Origin of the sequence: Rhizobium sp. G21 (assembly GCF_014158035.1) — a bacterium.
GTDB lineage: Bacteria > Pseudomonadota > Alphaproteobacteria > Rhizobiales > Rhizobiaceae > Rhizobium_E.
Window position 1 is genome coordinate 217,101 of record NZ_JACFXW010000001.1, and the last position, 16,444, is coordinate 233,544.

The 16,444-nt window shown below is 62.8% G+C and carries 12 protein-coding genes, 4 pseudogenes and 1 riboswitch; of the genes and pseudogenes, 8 read left to right on the forward strand and 8 right to left on the reverse strand.

Annotated elements, in window-relative coordinates:
* Positions 1 to 8 precede the first annotated feature (8 nt).
* The 6 genes and pseudogenes from H2O14_RS01175 (at position 9) to hupB (ending at position 6,325) form a co-directional block, all read left to right on the forward strand.
* The gene (locus H2O14_RS01175; protein ID WP_409526889.1) at positions 9 to 254 is read left to right on the forward strand and encodes a type II toxin-antitoxin system Phd/YefM family antitoxin; all 246 of its coding nucleotides are present in this window, start codon (positions 9 to 11) and stop codon (positions 252 to 254) included.
* Positions 255 to 432: 178 nt separating this feature from the next.
* Positions 433 to 624, forward strand: coding sequence for a hypothetical protein (locus tag H2O14_RS01180; protein ID WP_182826192.1), 192 nt, complete (start codon positions 433 to 435; stop codon positions 622 to 624).
* A gap of 218 nt (positions 625 to 842) precedes the next feature.
* A pseudogene (locus H2O14_RS01185) lies at positions 843 to 1,474 on the forward strand (ATP-dependent Clp protease proteolytic subunit).
* 331 nt (positions 1,475 to 1,805) lie between these two features.
* Positions 1,806 to 3,086, forward strand: a pseudogene (clpX, locus tag H2O14_RS01190) (ATP-dependent Clp protease ATP-binding subunit ClpX).
* 350 nt (positions 3,087 to 3,436) lie between these two features.
* Positions 3,437 to 5,856 (forward strand): annotated as a pseudogene (gene lon / locus H2O14_RS01195) (endopeptidase La).
* Positions 5,857 to 6,049: 193 nt separating this feature from the next.
* The gene (gene hupB / locus H2O14_RS01200; RefSeq protein WP_137158040.1) at positions 6,050 to 6,325 is read left to right on the forward strand and encodes a DNA-binding protein HupB; all 276 of its coding nucleotides are present in this window, start codon (positions 6,050 to 6,052) and stop codon (positions 6,323 to 6,325) included.
* A gap of 36 nt (positions 6,326 to 6,361) precedes the next feature.
* On the opposite strand, the gene H2O14_RS29195 is transcribed toward hupB, so the two are convergent.
* Together H2O14_RS29195 and H2O14_RS29200 are read right to left on the reverse strand one after the other, a co-directional pair.
* Positions 6,362 to 7,117: a hypothetical protein gene (locus H2O14_RS29195; RefSeq protein WP_409526890.1), complete on the reverse strand. Its 756-nt coding sequence runs from the start codon at positions 7,115 to 7,117 to the stop codon at positions 6,362 to 6,364.
* Positions 7,105 to 7,548 (reverse strand): MFS transporter, encoded by a 444-nt coding sequence (locus H2O14_RS29200; RefSeq protein ID WP_409526891.1) that lies wholly within the window; start codon positions 7,546 to 7,548, stop codon positions 7,105 to 7,107. The genes H2O14_RS29195 and H2O14_RS29200 overlap by 13 nt, the downstream gene beginning before the upstream one ends.
* Positions 7,549 to 7,718: 170 nt before the next feature.
* Positions 7,719 to 7,863: riboswitch (FMN riboswitch) on the forward strand.
* A 96-nt stretch (positions 7,864 to 7,959) separates the two neighbouring features.
* On the opposite strand from H2O14_RS29200, the pseudogene H2O14_RS01210 reads away from it, so the two are divergent.
* Positions 7,960 to 8,857: pseudogene (locus H2O14_RS01210) on the forward strand (DMT family transporter).
* Positions 8,858 to 8,972: 115 nt separating this feature from the next.
* Positions 8,973 to 10,619 (forward strand): Wzz/FepE/Etk N-terminal domain-containing protein, encoded by a 1,647-nt coding sequence (locus H2O14_RS01215; RefSeq protein WP_182826193.1) that lies wholly within the window; start codon positions 8,973 to 8,975, stop codon positions 10,617 to 10,619.
* A 182-nt stretch (positions 10,620 to 10,801) separates the two neighbouring features.
* On the opposite strand, the gene H2O14_RS01220 is transcribed toward H2O14_RS01215, so the two are convergent.
* Genes H2O14_RS01220 through H2O14_RS01245 form a run of 6 tightly spaced genes read right to left on the reverse strand, consistent with a single transcriptional unit; the run spans position 10,802 to position 16,441 of the window.
* The gene (locus tag H2O14_RS01220; protein WP_182826194.1) at positions 10,802 to 11,362 is read right to left on the reverse strand and encodes a putative colanic acid biosynthesis acetyltransferase; all 561 of its coding nucleotides are present in this window, start codon (positions 11,360 to 11,362) and stop codon (positions 10,802 to 10,804) included.
* Positions 11,359 to 12,117, reverse strand: a complete 759-nt coding sequence (locus H2O14_RS01225; RefSeq protein WP_182826195.1) for a glycosyltransferase — start codon at positions 12,115 to 12,117, stop codon at positions 11,359 to 11,361. Before H2O14_RS01225 ends, H2O14_RS01220 begins: the two co-directional genes overlap by 4 nt.
* Positions 12,060 to 12,521 carry a glycosyltransferase gene (locus H2O14_RS01230; RefSeq protein ID WP_182826196.1) on the reverse strand — a complete coding sequence of 154 codons (462 nt, stop codon included), beginning with the start codon at positions 12,519 to 12,521 and terminating at the stop codon, positions 12,060 to 12,062. The genes H2O14_RS01225 and H2O14_RS01230 overlap by 58 nt, the downstream gene beginning before the upstream one ends.
* On the reverse strand, positions 12,518 to 13,759 hold the full coding sequence (locus tag H2O14_RS01235) for a polysaccharide pyruvyl transferase family protein (RefSeq protein ID WP_182826197.1): 1,242 nt from the start codon (positions 13,757 to 13,759) through the stop codon (positions 12,518 to 12,520). Before H2O14_RS01235 ends, H2O14_RS01230 begins: the two co-directional genes overlap by 4 nt.
* 59 nt (positions 13,760 to 13,818) lie before the next feature.
* Positions 13,819 to 15,183 carry a hypothetical protein gene (locus H2O14_RS01240; protein ID WP_182826198.1) on the reverse strand — a complete coding sequence of 455 codons (1,365 nt, stop codon included), beginning with the start codon at positions 15,181 to 15,183 and terminating at the stop codon, positions 13,819 to 13,821.
* Positions 15,170 to 16,441, reverse strand: a complete 1,272-nt coding sequence (locus H2O14_RS01245; RefSeq protein ID WP_210275386.1) for a hypothetical protein — start codon at positions 16,439 to 16,441, stop codon at positions 15,170 to 15,172. Before H2O14_RS01245 ends, H2O14_RS01240 begins: the two co-directional genes overlap by 14 nt.
* Positions 16,442 to 16,444: the final 3 nt, after the last annotated feature.

Genomic DNA, 16,444 nt, shown 5'->3' on the forward strand with positions numbered 1-16,444 from the left:
TGCGTCATGTGAGCCTGCCGGAAGCGGAAGAAAACTTCAGCGACTTGATGTCGGCCGCCGAGAGCGGCGAGACGATTATCGTTGAAAAGGCGGGCAAGCCCGTGGTGCGTTTCGAGCCAGCGGAAAAAGCTCCTCGCCGACCGCGCCGTTTAGGCTTTCTCGATGGCCAGATGAGCGTTCCCGACGATTTCGACGCCATGTGTCAGGACGAGAGCATTGCGCTTTTCGAGGGGCGCGATGAACTGCCTCGTTGACACCAACATCTTGATTTGGATGTCGATGCAGTCGGCTCGATTGTCCAGGGACACGACGGAAATTCTGGAGAACTCCGGCAACACTGTCTGGTTCAGCGCGATCTCGGTCCTTGAGGCGGCGATCAAGCAATCGCCGAGGAAGGCGGACTTCAATGTCGACCCATAAAGGCTGAGGTCGATGCCGATCGCCGAAGGCTACGAGGAACTCCCCGTCACCGGCGCCCATGCGGTTCGCGTTCTGGATCCGCCGCTCATCCACCGCGACCTGTTTGATCGGCTGCCGATCGCCCAGGCGCCGGCCGAAGATCTGCTGCTGATGACGTCGGACCATGTGATAGCCGAATATCCCGTCCGCCATCTCCGCGTCTGATTTTGACGCGGCATTTCATAGATTGTTCACCGTGACGGCCAATTCCGGTGCAGGCATGCCCCGCCGTAATCTGACCTTAAGTGCGAATCGTACAGGGATAGCGCAATTTCCGCGCATGGCTTGAAGTCCGGGGACGGACACTCTATGTATGGGAAAAGAGAAAAGGTTGATTCCCGAGAAAATAACCGATCTCCGGGGAGTTTATGTGAAGGATGGACATGAGAGATCCGATTGAAACCACCATGGCGATTATTCCCCAGGTGATCGAGCAGACCAATCGCGGCGAACGTGGTTGGGACATCTTCTCGCGGCTGCTTCGGGAGCGGATCATCTTTTGATCGGCCCGGTGGACGACACGATGGCGGCGCTCGCCTGCGCGCAGCTTCTGTTCCTGGAGTCGGAAAACCCGAAGAAGGAAATCTCGCTCTACATCAATTCGCCGGGCGGCTATGTTACGGCCGGCATGGCGATCTACGACACGATGCAGTTCATTCGTCCGCCGGTCTCGACGCTCTGCGTCGGCCAGGCCGCGTCCATGGGCTCGCTGCTGCTGACCGCCGGCACAAAGGGCCTGCGTTTCGCCACGCCGAACGCCCGCATCATGGTCCACCAGCCCTCCGGCGGCTTCCAGGGCCAGGCGGTCGACATCGAACGTCACGCCCGCGACATCCTCAAGATGAAGCGCCGCTTGAACGAGATCTACGAGAAGCACACCGGCCGCTCTTACGAGGAAGTCGAACGCGCTCTCGACCGCGACAATTTCATGACCGCCGAGGAAGCCAAGACCTGGGGTCTGGTGGACGACGTGATCACCACCCGCGCCGAACGCGAGGGCGGCGAGGAGGCCTGAGGCTCATGGCCGGGCGAAATGCTTCGACTGGAAGAGCGGCGCGTCCGCTCTTCGCTTGACAAGCCCTGTTCTTGACAAGATTGTGTCCGATAGCAGTTTGCGTGGAAGCCTTGGGCGTTTAGGAATAGCATTAAGCCTATGTTGAAGAATTGTGACATAGGCTTCCCATTGAGCAATGGGGACATGTTGCTGTTTTCTGGCGAATGTGCTGCGTTACGCCGAACCATCTGTCCCCCAGGCCTCGTGTAACAGCGGAATGCCGCTTCATGCCGGGGTGTCATGATCGACCCCGCGTTCCTTTCTGGTCGCGGCGTGCTGGAAGGAAGTGAAAATGAGCAAAGTCAGCGGAAGCAACAGTGGCGACTCGAAGAACACGCTTTATTGTTCTTTCTGCGGCAAGAGCCAGCATGAGGTGCGCAAGCTGATCGCGGGGCCAACCGTGTTCATCTGCGACGAATGCGTCGAACTCTGCATGGACATCATCCGCGAGGAAAACAAATCCTCCATGGTTAAGTCGCGGGAGGGCGTGCCGACCCCGCAGGACATCATGAAGGTTCTCGACGAATATGTCATCGGCCAGAAGACGGCCAAGCGCATTCTCGCCGTCGCCGTGCACAATCACTACAAGCGGTTGGCGCACGCCTCCAAGAGCCAGGACATCGAACTGGCGAAGTCTAACATCCTGTTGGTCGGCCCCACCGGATGCGGCAAGAGACCTATCTCGCCCAGACGCTGGCCCGCATCATCGACGTGCCGTTCACCATGGCGGACGCCACGACGCTCACCGAAGCGGGTTATGTCGGCGAAGACGTCGAGAACATCATCCTGAAACTGCTGCAGGCTGCCGACTACAATGTCGAGCGCGCCCAGCGCGGCATCGTCTATATCGACGAAGTCGACAAGATCAGCCGCAAGTCGGACAACCCCTCGATCACCCGCGACGTGTCGGGCGAGGGCGTCCAGCAGGCGCTGCTGAAGATCATGGAAGGCACCGTGGCTTCGGTTCCGCCGCAGGGCGGCCGCAAGCATCCGCAGCAGGAATTCCTGCAGGTGGACACGACCAACATCCTGTTCATCTGCGGCGGCGCTTTCGCCGGCCTCGAAAAGGTCATCTCGGCGCGATCGGAGAAGACCTCGATCGGCTTCGCCGCCAAGGTCGCGGCTCCGGACGATCGTCGCGTCGGTCACGTGCTGCGCGATCTCGAGCCGGAAAGATCTGGTCAAATTCGGCCTCATCCCGGAATTCATCGGTCGTCTGCCCGTCGTGGCGACGCTGGAAGACCTCGACGAGGACGCGTTGATCCAGATTCTCAGCGAACCGAAGAACGCGCTGGTGAAGCAGTATCAGCGCCTGTTCGAGATGGAAGACGTGGAACTGACCTTCCACGAAGCGGCGCTTCGCGAAATCGCCCGCAAGGCGATCATCCGCAAGACCGGCGCCCGCGGCCTTCGCTCGATCATGGAAAAGATCCTGCTCGACACGATGTTCGAACTGCCGGCCATGGACGGCGTCCAGGAAGTGGTGATTTCGGAAGAAGTGGCCAAGGGCAGCGCCCGTCCGCTCTACATCTATGCCGATCGCCGCGACGAAAAGGCTCCGGCCTCCGCTTGAGGTCATGACCGCCGATATCCGACCTGAAGCCCGGCTCCGGCCGGGCTTTTTGCGTCCGAGACGCGGTTTGGCGAGCCGATGGCGAAAAACGCGTTGCCTTGGCGGCCGTATGGGCGCAAAACTCTCGTGAGATTCCGGCGATGCTAATACGCGGCGACCGCGTAAGCTTCGGACCATCCGGATCGTATTGAATGTTCACGGGGATATGACGGATTTTTGACGGCAGGCAATTGGGGGCGCTCGTTTCAGTCTTGAATTGCATGCTTAGGATCTCCACCTCTACCCCGAACAGGCCGATGGCGCGGACCACTCTCCGGCAGTCATAGGGGTCTGGACTGAAAGGGAAACAAATGACCAAAAAAACATTCCCGACGGAAGAAAGCCAGCAGAACTATCCCGTCCTGCCGTTGCGCGACATCGTGGTGTTTCCACATATGATCGTGCCGCTGTTCGTCGGCCGCGAGAAGTCGATCCGCGCGCTGGAGGAGGTTATCGGCACCGATCGCCAGATCCTTCTGGTCACGCAGAAGAACGCCACCGATGACGATCCGTCGCCCTCGGCGATCTTCGAGGTCGGAACCGCAGCCAACGTGCTTCAGCTTCTGAAGCTGCCCGACGGCACCGTCAAGGTGCTGGTCGAAGGTCGCGGCCGCGCGAAGATCGACAGCTACACAGATCGCGAGGATTACTACGAGGCCGCCGCCAGCGTTCTGGTCGAGCCGAAGGAAGACGCCGTCGAGATCGAGGCTCTGTCTCGCTCCGTTGTGTCCGAGTTCGAGAACTATGTGAAGCTCAACAAGAAGATCTCGCCCGAAGTGGTCAACGCCGCCGGCCAGATCGACGACTATTCCAAGCTCGCCGACACCGTGGCCTCGCATCTGTCGATCAAGCTGACCGACAAGCAGGGCATGCTGGAAACCGTCAGCGTCAAGGAACGGCTCGAGAAGGCGCTGGGCTTCATGGAAGGCGAGATTTCCGTCCTCCAGGTCGAGAAGCGCATCCGCTCGCGCGTGAAGCGCCAGATGGAAAAGACCCAGCGCGAATATTACCTCAACGAACAGATGAAGGCGATCCAGAAGGAACTGGGCGACGAGGACGGCCGCGACGAGATGGCCGAAATCGAAAGCCGGATCGCCAAGACCAAGCTGTCGAAGGAAGCGCGCGAAAAGGCCGACGCCGAATTCCGCAAGCTCAAGCAGATGAGCCCGATGTCGGCGGAAGCCGCCGTCGTGCGCAACTATCTCGATTGGCTGCTCGGCCTGCCCTGGGGCAAGTTCTCGCGCGTCAAGACCGACCTGCTGAACGCCGAGAAGATCCTCGACACCGATCACTTCGGCCTCGACAAGGTCAAGGAGCGCATCGTCGAATATCTCGCCGTGCAGGCGCGGTCGACCAAGATCCGCGGCCCGATTTTGTGCCTCGTCGGCCCTCCGGGCGTCGGCAAGACCTCGCTGGCGCGTTCGATCGCCAAGGCCACCGGACGCGAATATGTCCGCATGGCGTTGGGCGGCGTGCGTGACGAGGCTGAAATCCGTGGTCATCGTCGGACCTATATCGGCTCCATGCCCGGCAAGGTCGTGCAGTCTATGAAGAAGGCGAAGAAGGCCAATCCGCTCTTCCTGCTCGATGAAATCGACAAGATGGGCATGGACTTCCGCGGCGATCCGTCTTCGGCTCTGCTCGAGGTGCTGGATCCGGAACAGAACTCCACGTTCATGGACCACTACCTGGAAGTGGAATACGACCTGTCCAACGTGATGTTCATCACCACGGCGAACACGCTGAACATCCCTGCGCCTTTGATGGACCGCATGGAGATCATTCGCATCGCCGGCTACACCGAAGACGAAAAGCTCGAAATTGCCAAGCGGCACCTGATTTCCAAGGCCATGCGCGATCATGCGCTGCAACCGAAGGAATTCTCGATCACCGACGAAGCGCTGCTCGAGGTCATCAGGTCCTATACCCGTGAAGCGGGCGTTCGAAATTTCGAGCGCGAGATCAGCAAACTGGCCCGCAAGGCCGTGACCGAAATCCTGCGCACCCGCGTGCTCAAGGTCGAAGTCACCAAGGATAATCTGTCCGATTATCTCGGCGTGCCGCGCGCTTCCGTCACGACGAGGCCGACAAGGAAGACCAGGTCGGCGTGGTCAACGGTCTCGCCTGGACCGAGGTCGGCGGCGAATTGCTGATGATCGAAGGGCTGATGATGCCGGGCAAGGGCCGCATGACGGTCACCGGCAATCTGAAGGACGTGATGAAGGAATCGATTTCCGCGGCGGCGTCGTATGTCCGTTCGCGCGCCATCGATTTCGGCATCAAGCCGCCCTTGTTCGAAAAGCGCGACATCCACGTGCACGTTCCGGATGGAGCGACGCCCAAAGATGGTCCGTCCGCCGGCATCGGCATGGTCACCGCCATCGTCTCGGTGATGACCGGCATTCCGGTTCGTCACGACGTGGCGATGACCGGCGAGATCACCCTGCGCGGGCGCGTTTCGCCGATCGGCGGGCTCAAGGAAAAGTTGCTGGCGGCGCTGCGCGGCGGCATCAAGAAGGTGCTCATTCCGGCCGACAACGCCAAGGACCTGGCGGACATCCCGGACAACGTGAAGAACAATATGGAGATCATTCCGGTCTCCAGAATGGGCGAGGTGCTGGAGCATGCTCTGGTGCGTCAGCCGGTTCCGATCGAATGGGACGAATCTTTCGAGAACGCGCCGGCCAAGGCCGACGCCGACGGCGACGCGACGGTGTCGATCGCTCACTGATGCCGCGACGCCTCAGAATGATCCGAAAACACGATGGCCGGTCGAAAGACCGGCCATTTCGTTATGGAAAAAGCGTTGAACAGGCTGGATTCGCCGGGTTTTTCGTATAACAGAGTTGCCGCCGGGCAGCCTATGACTATTCTGCCCATCGCGTTACGAATCGTTTCATACCAACCAAGAAAGGGGTGGAAACATGAACAAGAGTGAACTCGTGGCGGCTGTCGCCGAACGCTCTGGCCTCAGCAAGGCCGATGCAGCGACCGCTGTGGATGCGGTGTTCGACACCGTGCAGGACGAGCTCAAGAAGGGCGGCGAGATTCGCCTCGTGGGTTTCGGCAACTTCTCCGTTAGCCGCCGCGAAGCCTCCGTCGGCCGCAATGTTTCGACCGGCGAAAAAGTGGACATCCCGGCGCGCAACGTGCCGAAGTTCACGGCAGGCAAGGGCCTGAAGGACGCGGTCAACAGCTGATCGCTTCCGCCTAGATTTGGCGCAAGGCCCGGCCCTTCACATGGCCGGGTTTTGTTTTTTGCGGCCCGGCGTGGACGGCGCGATCAGGCCCCGCCAGGCCACGAAGGCGATCAGCGCCAGGAGCGCCACGCCGCCATGGGCGAGATAGGCGAGGCTGTAGCCGCCCTGTTTGGTCAGGAAACCGGCGGCGATATTGCTCAGTGAGGCGCCGACGCCCTGCACCGTCATCACGGCTGCAAGTCCGGTGTTGAAACGGCCCGTGCCCGCCAGGATCCGCTCCGCCGCGATCGGCGTCGCGATGCCGATCAGGCCAGCCCCGACGCCGTCGAGGATCTGGATCGGATAGACCATGACGAAACCTTCGGTGAGACCGGCGAGCGCCCCGCGGAGCGGCAGGGCCGCCAACGCGACGATGAACAGCGCCGGCAGGCCGAAGCGTTTGAGGGCAAACGGCGCCAGCGCCGCCATCACGATCATCGACAGTTGCGACACGCCGGTGGTGATGGCCGTGGTCTGGAAGGGCGAGCCGAGTTCGATCGAAAATTGCTGGGCGATCAGCCGGCTGATCGGCGCGTTGCCGAAATGGAAGATCAGCAACACCACCGCCAGCCGCCAGAGGCCCGGCGCCGACAGGGCCTGGCGGAAGCCCTGATCGCCGCCGTCGTCTCCGCCGCGCGCCGCCTCATGGTCGATCTCCTCGCCGCGAATGGCGCCGGCCGCAGCGCTCGCCGCCAGCGCCGTGAAGATCATCAGGCCGATCACGCCCGACAGGCCGAACATCATGCTGGCCACGAAGACTGCCGCCAGCGAGGCGACATTGCCTGCGTGGTTCCAGATTTCGTTACGCGCAACCTGATGGGAACCCTTTCGCCCACCAATCCCAAAGACAGCCCCATCACGGCCGGGCCGATCACCGCGCCGACCACGGCGGTCAGCGCCTGGCCGCCGAATACGGAGATCGGGTTGGGCGCGATCAGCGTCCACAGCGCAGCCGCCGTCACCAGCACGATCGGACAGACGATCAGCAGTCTCTTTCGCGTGCTCTTGTCGACCAACGCCCCGAAGAACGGCGTGGCGGCCATGCCCAGCAACCCGCCCATGGTGGCGATAATCCCGAGCGTGAAGGGGGACCATCCGCGCGTGGCCAGAAAACCATCGAGAAAGGGCCCCAACCCGTCGCGGGCGTCGGCGAGAAAGAAGTTGAGGAAAGCGAGAGCGATCAAGGACCGGGTGGAGGGGAGGAGGCCATGAAAAAAATCCGAATCTGGAGCCGCGCCCACCTCAACGCGCCGATCCGAAAGCGGTTCCCCGTCGCCGCACCGTGGATCGTTGGTCCCGTGCAGCCTTGATCTCTCGCCGTGGCGGCGCTACATCTGCCGCGCCGGGCGACCGGCGACGTTCTCAGGGCGGGGTGAAATTCCCCACCGGCGGTAAAGGAGAAATCCAAGCCCGCGAGCGGCCTCTGTCAAAAGGAGGCGTCAGCAGATCTGGCGCAATTCCAGAGCCGACGGTCACAGTCCGGATGAAAGAGAGCGGGTTTGACAATGGCTGCCGGGAACGCGCTCTGCGCATCTGCGGTGAAATTGCGCATCCTCGTGCGCCCTGATTTGTGTTGGCCCCGATGGGATAGGAACATGAATCAGTCTGGTTTGAATACAATATCTTCGCCCGCCTTCCGGGGCGCGGCGTTCATGGTGCTGGCGGGCCTCGGCTTCACGCTTGTGAATGTGGTGACGCAGCATGTCACCATGAATCTCGGCCTTCCCCCACCGCCGACGCTTTCTGGCAATACGGCTTCGCGCTGTTGTTTTCACTGCCTGTCGTGGTGAAAGCCGGTTTTCGCGCGCTGGCGACCCGGCGGCCGCTGACGCATCTGGCGCGCGTGGCGCTGTCGGTGCTCGGCGTGCAGGCCTGGGTGATGGGGCTGGCCAATGGCGTGCCGATCTGGCAGGCCATCGCGCTGGTGATGACCTCGCCCTTCTTCGTCACATCAGGCGCGGCGCTGTTTCTGGGTGAAAAAGTGACGGTGGAGCGCTGGGGGCGATCACGCTCGGCTTCACGGGCGCGATGGTCATCCTCAGCCCGTGGTCCGACGCCTTCTCGCTCTATTCCCTGGCGCCGGTGCTGGCGGCGGCCTTGTGGGGCGGCGCGTCGCTTCTCACCAAAAGCCTGCTGCCCGAGGAGAGTTCGGCGACGGTGACAGTCTGGCTGTTGCTGTTGCTGACGCCCGTCAACGCCGCCTTCTCGGTCGCAGCCGGCTTCCAGTGGCCCAGCGGCGAGGTTCTCGGTTGGGTGGCGCTGTCGGGGCTCGTGATGGCGCTTGCGCAGTATTGGCTGGCCAAGGCCTATGAAAGCGCCGACGCCGCCTATGTGCAGCCTTTCGACGATCTCAAGCTGCCTCTCAATGTCGCGGCCGGCTGGATCGTCTTCGGTTACGCGCCTGAAGGCTATCTCTGGCTCGGCGCAGCGATGATTCTCGTCGCCTCCATGGCCAATATCGCCGTCGAACAGCGACGCATCAGGGCTGTGTAAGGGTCGCCCGTTCACCATGGCGCGTCGGTCACCTTGATTGCGACACAAGCCCATTCTATATCGCCTGGGCGGCTTCGTCAGGGGCCGCCTTTCCTTGGCGACATAGGGTGCTTTCTTGGCCAACAGCGCGGCTTCCTCTTCCGACATTCACGTTCTCGAACAGCTCGCGGGCGTCTTTCGCCGGCGCTGGAAGGGACTGGCTGTTTTGACGCTTCTCGGTCTGGCCGCCGGCGGCCTCTACGCCGCCAGCCAGCCGCCGCGCTATAGCGCCGCCGCCACCGTCATGGTCCGCTCCGGCTTCGCCGTCGATCCCCTGCGTCAGGGCGCAGTGACCACGACGCCGGAAGAAGAAGGCCAGTTCCTCAGCCAGATGGAGCTCGCCAAGTCCTCTCTGGTGATCCGCAAGGTCGCCGCCGGTCTCGGCGCGGACGAGCGCACCGCTCTGTTGAACGGCGGCGAGCCGTCGCTGCTCGAAAAAGTGCTCTCGGGACTGGAAACGCATGCGCAAACCGCCGTTGCGCCCGCTGCCGACAAGATCGAAAGCGCGCTGAAATCCGGCGTCAGCGTTACCCGTCAGGGCCGCACCTATGTCGCCGCCATCGGCTTTTCACATGGCGATCCCGCCGTCGCCCGCGCCATGGCGCAGGCCTTTGCCGAAGCCTTCCGCGCGACGTTGACCGAAACCACCGACGCCGCCAACGCCCGCATCCGCACGACGATCGAGGCCGAACTCGTCAAGGCGACCGGCCCGGCCCGCGACGCGCTGGACGCCAGACTGCAGGACATCGCCGTTTCCCGCGCTCTGCCCGGCGTCGACGCCGTCATCATTTCAGACGCGAGACAGCCCGGCGCGCCGATCGCGCCGCGCAAGGGCTTCCTGCTGGCTGTCGGCGCCATTCTCGGCGCGGCGCTCGGCTGCCTGTTCGCCGCCTGGCGGGAGATGCGCGATCGCGGCTTGCGCGACGGCGATGCGCTCGCCCGCAGCCTCGGCGCCCGCTTCCTCGGTTACATGCCCGTGGTCCCCAAGGAGCGCCGCCGCGCCGGCTCCACAACCGTCTCCGAATTCAGCCTCCCCGCCGGCGCGCGCCGCTCGGTCGATCAGCTCTACAACCGCTTCGCCGAGACGCTGCGCGCCGCTGGCGTCGCCGCTCTTCCCACGCCTCAGGACAAAGCCCGGATCATCGGCGTCACCTCGGTTCTCCCAGGCGAGGGCAAGACCGTGTTTGCCGCCAATCTCGCCGCATTGCTCGCCAATCAGGGCCGCCGCGTGCTGTTGGTCGATGGTCATCTTCGCGATCCCGATCTCACCAACTGGCTGGCCGGCCGTCCCGCAGGCGGCATCGTCGACGCCGTGATGGTGGATGCGCCGCTCGATCAGGCCGCGCTTCATGACCGCAAGAGCAATCTGACGCTGCTGCCCGTGGGCGAGGGGCGCAAGGCCGATCCCGCAGCGCTGTGGACCGGCGACAAATTCCGGGAATTCCTCGCCAAGCAGGTCGGCGAGCACGACGTCGTCATCATCGACCTGCCCGCCATCGCCTCCGCTTCCGACGCTTCCGCCATCGCCCCCGTGGTCGACGGTTTCGTGCTGGTGTCGGAGTGGGGCGGCGCGCCGGCCGATCTGATCACGTCGGTGCTGGCGGGCGAGCCGACGATCAAGTCCAAGCTGCTGGGCGTGGCCGTGTCGAAGACCCGCCTCGGCAAATTGTCGCGCTATGTGTCGGGGGCGTCTCGCGGCGCCTATCAGCATCGCATCGGGTGAACCTCGAGGGGCGTGCGCCGCCCCTCATCCCCTGCCGGGACCTTCTCCCCGCGCGAGCGGGGAGAAGGTGGACGTGGCACGGACGGCGCTCCATTGCCCTTCTCCCCGCAAGCGCAGGGAGAAGGTGGCGGCAGCCGGTTGGGGCTATGCACGCCGGCCAGATCACCAAGTGACGCCCAGGCTTAAAACCTCTTCCGCTCCCGGATCTTCTTCGCCGGGTTTCCCGCATAAATCACCCAGGGCTCCAGATTCTTCGCCGCCACGCCGCGCGCGCCGAGAATCGCGCCTTCGCCCACCGTGACCCCGGGGCCGACGAAGGCCTCCGCCGCCACCCAGGCCTTGGGCTCGATGGTGACAGGCTTGGGCTGGATCTGGAAATGCGGGTCATCCGGATCATGCGTGCCGCCGCAGAGATGGGCGCGCTGGGAGATGATCGCGTAAGCGCCGATTTTCATCGGTCCCATATTGTAGAGAATCACGCCCGGACCGACCAGCGCATGGTCGTCCATGGTCAGATTGGGCGGATACCAGATCGTGGTTTTCGGATAGATCCGCGCCTTGGGTGACAGTTTTGCGCCGAAGGCGTTGAGCAGGAAGCGCCGCCAACTGTGGAGCGGCACCGGCGTCCAGCTGCCGGCGACGGCCCAGGTCAGGTTCCAGGCGGCGCGGAACAGCCGGTGTTTCAGCGAAAAGCTCGGGCCGCCCTCGCGCGGATTGGCAGATTTGGCGTCGAGAACGCTCATCGTTTCACCCTCTTCCAATCGATGGCCGCCTGATAGAGATCGAGCAGGCCGTTGCGCACGCTTTCCTCGGAGAACTCTTCCGCCGCCAGCGCCTTCGAACGCTCTGACGCCGCATCCCAGTCCGTATCCGGCAGCGCATGGGCGGCCTGCAGCGCCGGATAGATCGTCTCGGGCGTAAAGCCGGTTCGGTAGGCCGCGCCGCGCTCGAAGCCGATGGCGAGATTGCATTCCGGCGTCAGGATACAGGGCACGCCCGCCGCCCAGGCTTCGAGCACCGCCATCGGCAGCCCCTCGCTCTTCGACGGCAGCAGGAAATAGCGGGCCGAGGCCATGGAGCGCGCCTTATCATGTCCATATTGCGGGCCGGCGAACAGCACATTGCCGAATTTACGGTTGAGCTCGCCTGCGCGCCTCTCGAAACCCTCGATGCCGTCGTTCCAGCCGCAGAACACGAGCAGCGACGAGCGGGCGAAATCTGGATTGTCGAGCGACAGCTTCTCCCAGGCCTGCATCAGCTCCATGCAGCCCTTCTTCTCGTGGATGCGGCCGAGAAACAGATAGACCTTGCGGCCCTCATACTCAGGCTTCATCCAGGAGGGCGGCTGGCCGTCGCTGGCAAAGGCCTGGGCGAAGTTGCGGATGATCCGGCTCGGCTGGCCCGTCACGAATTCGGCGACATCGCCGCCTTCCTTGTCGGTCAGCAGGTGAAAGCCGGCAGCCTTGCGCAGGAACCGGTTCTGGTAGAGTTTGGACACCGCACCTTTGAGTTGGGGGAGCGCGCCCGGATCCACGGCTCCAGCATCCCATGCGGGCTCACCACATAGGGACGCCCCGTCAGCATCGACCAGGCATAGACGGCGGCACATTGAAACTGCCAGACGCCATGCACATGGACGAGGTCGGGATTGGCCTTGAGCAGCGAGACAAGCGCTCCGGGCGCGAAACTATAGCTCTTCGGCCCGAAGAAGCGATGCAGATGCAGTTCCGCCGCCCGCCATTGCTCGGGATCGACCTTCTCGGTCGAGTCGTCCACGGCATGCACGCTGATTTGCTCGAATCCCGCCGGCGCGAGCGCCGACAGATGCAGCCGCACCGCTTCCGACACGCCGCCGCCAAGCGGCGAGATGGTGGGCAGCGTCAGCGCCAGCCGCCTGATCATGCGCGGCTCCCGATCTTAGCGAGAATGTCCTGCAGCCGGGTGAAATTGGTCTGGTAGACCTTCACCGCATTCTGGATCTCGGCCTCGGATGCGGCGAGATCGGCGTAATCCTTCGACACCCGCTCGATCAGATAGGCGTAGTCGATCTTGTCGATCGGCGTATGCCGGTGGCTGAGCTTGAGGTCGTTCATGATATATTCGGTCTTCGGAAGATAGGCGATGGCGAAGGTCGGCCGGCCCGCCATCATCGCGAAGATGCAGGAATGAAAGCGCGTGCCGAGAAACACGCTCGAGCGGCGGATCAGCGCCCGCAGGATATCCGGCTCGCGGCTCACCGCATCGATCACCACCGGATGCTTGGCCTTCTTCTGCACGTCGTAAGCCGTCGGCAGGTCTTCGGAGACCTGATTGAAGATCACCGGCGTCACGCCGTGCGTCTCGCTCATATGGTCGGCGGCCCGCGCCACGGCGTCGGTATAGCGCTCATAATCGGCGCGCGGCTCCTTCGATTTCGGGAAGGACCAGTTGACCACCGTCATGCCGAAGATCGGCCTGGCCGGATCGACGCCGATCTGGCGATAGATGCCGTCGACGAGGTCCGCGTCATCCTCGACGCGGTCGTTCCAGAAGGCGCTGTCGCCGGTGCGGAAGATCTGCTTTTCCGGCAGTTTGAGCTCATGGGCGAGGAAGTCGTAGGAATAGCTTTCTCGCGCGCAGAGGAAGGGCACCTTGCCGAGCACATGGCGGGCGACGGCGCGCGACAGCGGCCGCTCGATCGGCCCGACGCTTTGCGGCGCGAGTATCACAGTCTTTTTGTAGAGCGTGCCTAGATGCACATGCAAAAGCGCGATGAAATAGGCGAAATTGGTGTCGTGGATATAGCCGCCCGGCGCTGAAATCACCACATCGGCGTCGCGGATGGCGGCCAGCGTCTCGCGCTGCGCCGGCGGCAGCAGCTTTTCGAGACCGAGAAAGGGCAGATAGGGCGACAGCCAGGCCGCCAGCAGATAGACGAGCGACTTCAGCCGGTTGACGAGACCGCCGCCGCCGGTATTGCCGATGCGTTCGGACCAAGCCACTTTCGGGTGCACGGCGGCCGCGTCGGCGATGCCTTCGAAGACCGCGCCGGCGATCTTCGCATCCGGATAACGCGCGCGGATTTCGTGGATGCATTCGTCGAGCAGGACGGAGTCGCCGCGGTTCGAACGCCCGAACGCGTTGACGATCATGAACTTCATCGGTGGTGGTTCTCCGAAATGAGGGCAGGGCGGCGTCAAACGATCATAATGCGGTGAGATTAAGTCGGTTCCGGCTGTTTTTCCTGCCAGACCGGGTCGTCGCTGTCAAAAGTATCGGTGATTTTCCGATTCCGTCTGCGCATCAGCATCAACAAACCGAAAAAGGCTGGCCAGAGCGGATTGGCGATCAGGAAGTTCGACGCCGGAAATGCGAAGACGATGGTGTAGATCAGGTAAAAATAGAAGAACAGCGCGATATCGTCGAGCCGGCCGCGGGACAGATCGGCAAAGAACATGCCGAATATTGTCACGATCAGCCCGCCGACCAGCGCCAACCCCGCGAAGCCGAATTTATGGAAGATGGCGAAGTGCAGGAAGTGGATATTGTGCACTTCCGTCGCGCCGAGCAGCGCATGCTGTCCCGGCGTCTTGTCGGCGGCGCCGGTCATGTCCACGGTGCGGCCCAGGCCCATGCCGAACAGCCATTCGGCGTCCGTGGCGTCGCGATAATCCTCCATCACCATCTGGCCTTCATAGACGCGCTGATAGGAGGAGACGTGATTGTAGACGTCGTCTCCTTTCATCAGCATGATGGCTTCCTTGATGTTGCGCGGCAGAGTCTCCACCGTCTCGTCGTCGAGCGACAGCGCGTAACCGATCGAACCGAGCGCGGCGAAGATCAGGAAGAACAACACGACGAGATGCCGGCGCGACAGCAGATAGAGGACGCCGATCGCGCCCACCGCCAGGATCGAGGCGCGGTTGATCTCCACCTGCACGAAACCGTCGTTCGAACCGAGATGGATCAGCAGATAGATGATCGCGCCGAAGGCCTTGTCGAACAATCGCGGCCGCACCAGCATGCCGTAGAGGGCGATCACCTCGAACAGCATATACTGGTAGTGATTGTCCTTGTTGAACACCGAAAGGAAGGCGAAGACCAGCGCAATCGCCAGGAAGGGCGGCGAATAGAGCAGCTTCACCACAGTGTCGGCGTCGCGCTCCACTCTGGGATTGCGGAAGAACTGAAACACCAGCACGGCGGTGACGATATAGAGGCTCCAGGCGACGATATATTGTTGCGCATTGCCGTTCAGCAGGCCGGTCACGGCGGCGATGAAGCCTGTGAGCAGAAACAGAATCGCAAAGGGATGCGGCAGGAAGTAGCGGATCGTCACCTTGTTGAGCGCAAGCCCCGCGGCCACGAAGCCGAGAGCGTAGAGATAAGACGCGGCGTTGAGATAGGGCGCCTTGGCGAAACCGACGATGCCCGCGACATGTTCTAGCGACAGCGACACCGCGCCATAGAGCAGGATGAAGCCGGCCAGAAACAGCGTGAACGGCTCCATCCGCGCGAGCCGACCAATCAGGCCCGCGCGCTCCGCCGTTTCGGGGTCCAAGCCGCCGCCATCAGTTCCTGTCACCTCTCTTCAGCCAATAGAATGTCAGCGAAATCACCAGCATATGCGACAGAAGATCCGACAGGATGAACACCTGCGGTCCGAGGCTGCGCGCCAGAGCATAGCCGAAGATCGTGGCGGCGACCACCGCCGTCAGCCGCGCCAGGCCCGCGCCATGGATGCGCCCGCGCGCGAACAATCCTTGCACCAACCCCTGTCCGACGGATTCGCTGAGGATCGTCACCGAAAACAGCGCCAAGAAGGTCCAGGCTTCCACACTGAAGCCCGAGGCGAAAGCCTTGACGACGAAGCTGGTCGCCACGACGCCCAAAAACAGCACGACGGCGATCGCGAAGGAGCCTTTCTGCATCATCATCAGCGGCCCGACGCCGAGCGAAGGGTTGCGCTCCAGCGCCTGCACCATGCGCGGAAATTCGATGCGCCGGGCAAAGGCCGCGACCTGGCTCGCCGCGCCGATGATCTGCTTGGCGTAGACCAGCATGGCCGTAGGGGTCGCGCCGAGAAACAGCGAAGAGATCGCCAGTTGGGCGCGGAAATAGAGCTGACCGGGCAGAAGCCCCATCAGCATCGAGCTTTCCTCTATGAAAGCCTTGCGGATGCCGACTGCGCTGGGACGCGCCCAGGCAGGCCGCCAGCCGAAAGCCGAAAGCGCTATAAACTGGGAGAGAACGGTGACGGCGTAACCGAGGCTCAGCGCCCCGCCGGTCACATAGCCGGCGGTCTCAGGATCGAGATCGAGAGAAAGCACAAGCGCCACGGCTGAGGCGACATAGGCGATCGCGCCGGTGAGGCCGCTGACGCCGCTCTTCTGCAAGCCGTCCAGAAAGCCCGCGCCGTTGAAGGCCCAGACCGCGAAGGCTGGCAGGATCGACATCACATAGGCGCGGGAAAAAGCGGGCAGGGGCAGGAACGCGACGGTCAGGAGAGACCCGACAATCAGCATCGCCGCCATGGTGAGGCGGAAGGTCGTGGTCTCCCAGTAAAGCCGCCACAGGTCGCGCGTCTCGCCGCCGGAATGCAGCAGTCTTGCGATCTGCGCCGCCAGAATCGTCAGCGATCCCGCTTCGACAGCGATAATGCCGAGCATGGCGAAGGAGAAATGCGTGCCGAACAGCGCCAAGAGTTCGGTGCGGCCGGTGGCGACCAGATAAGACTGTGCGAGAAAGATGGAGCCCTGGCCGGCGCCGAAGCCGCCGATCAGCAGGCCCAAATTGACAAGGCGCCGAAAGGCGCCTTGCTCGGTCGATCCGGATTGCGGCATCGG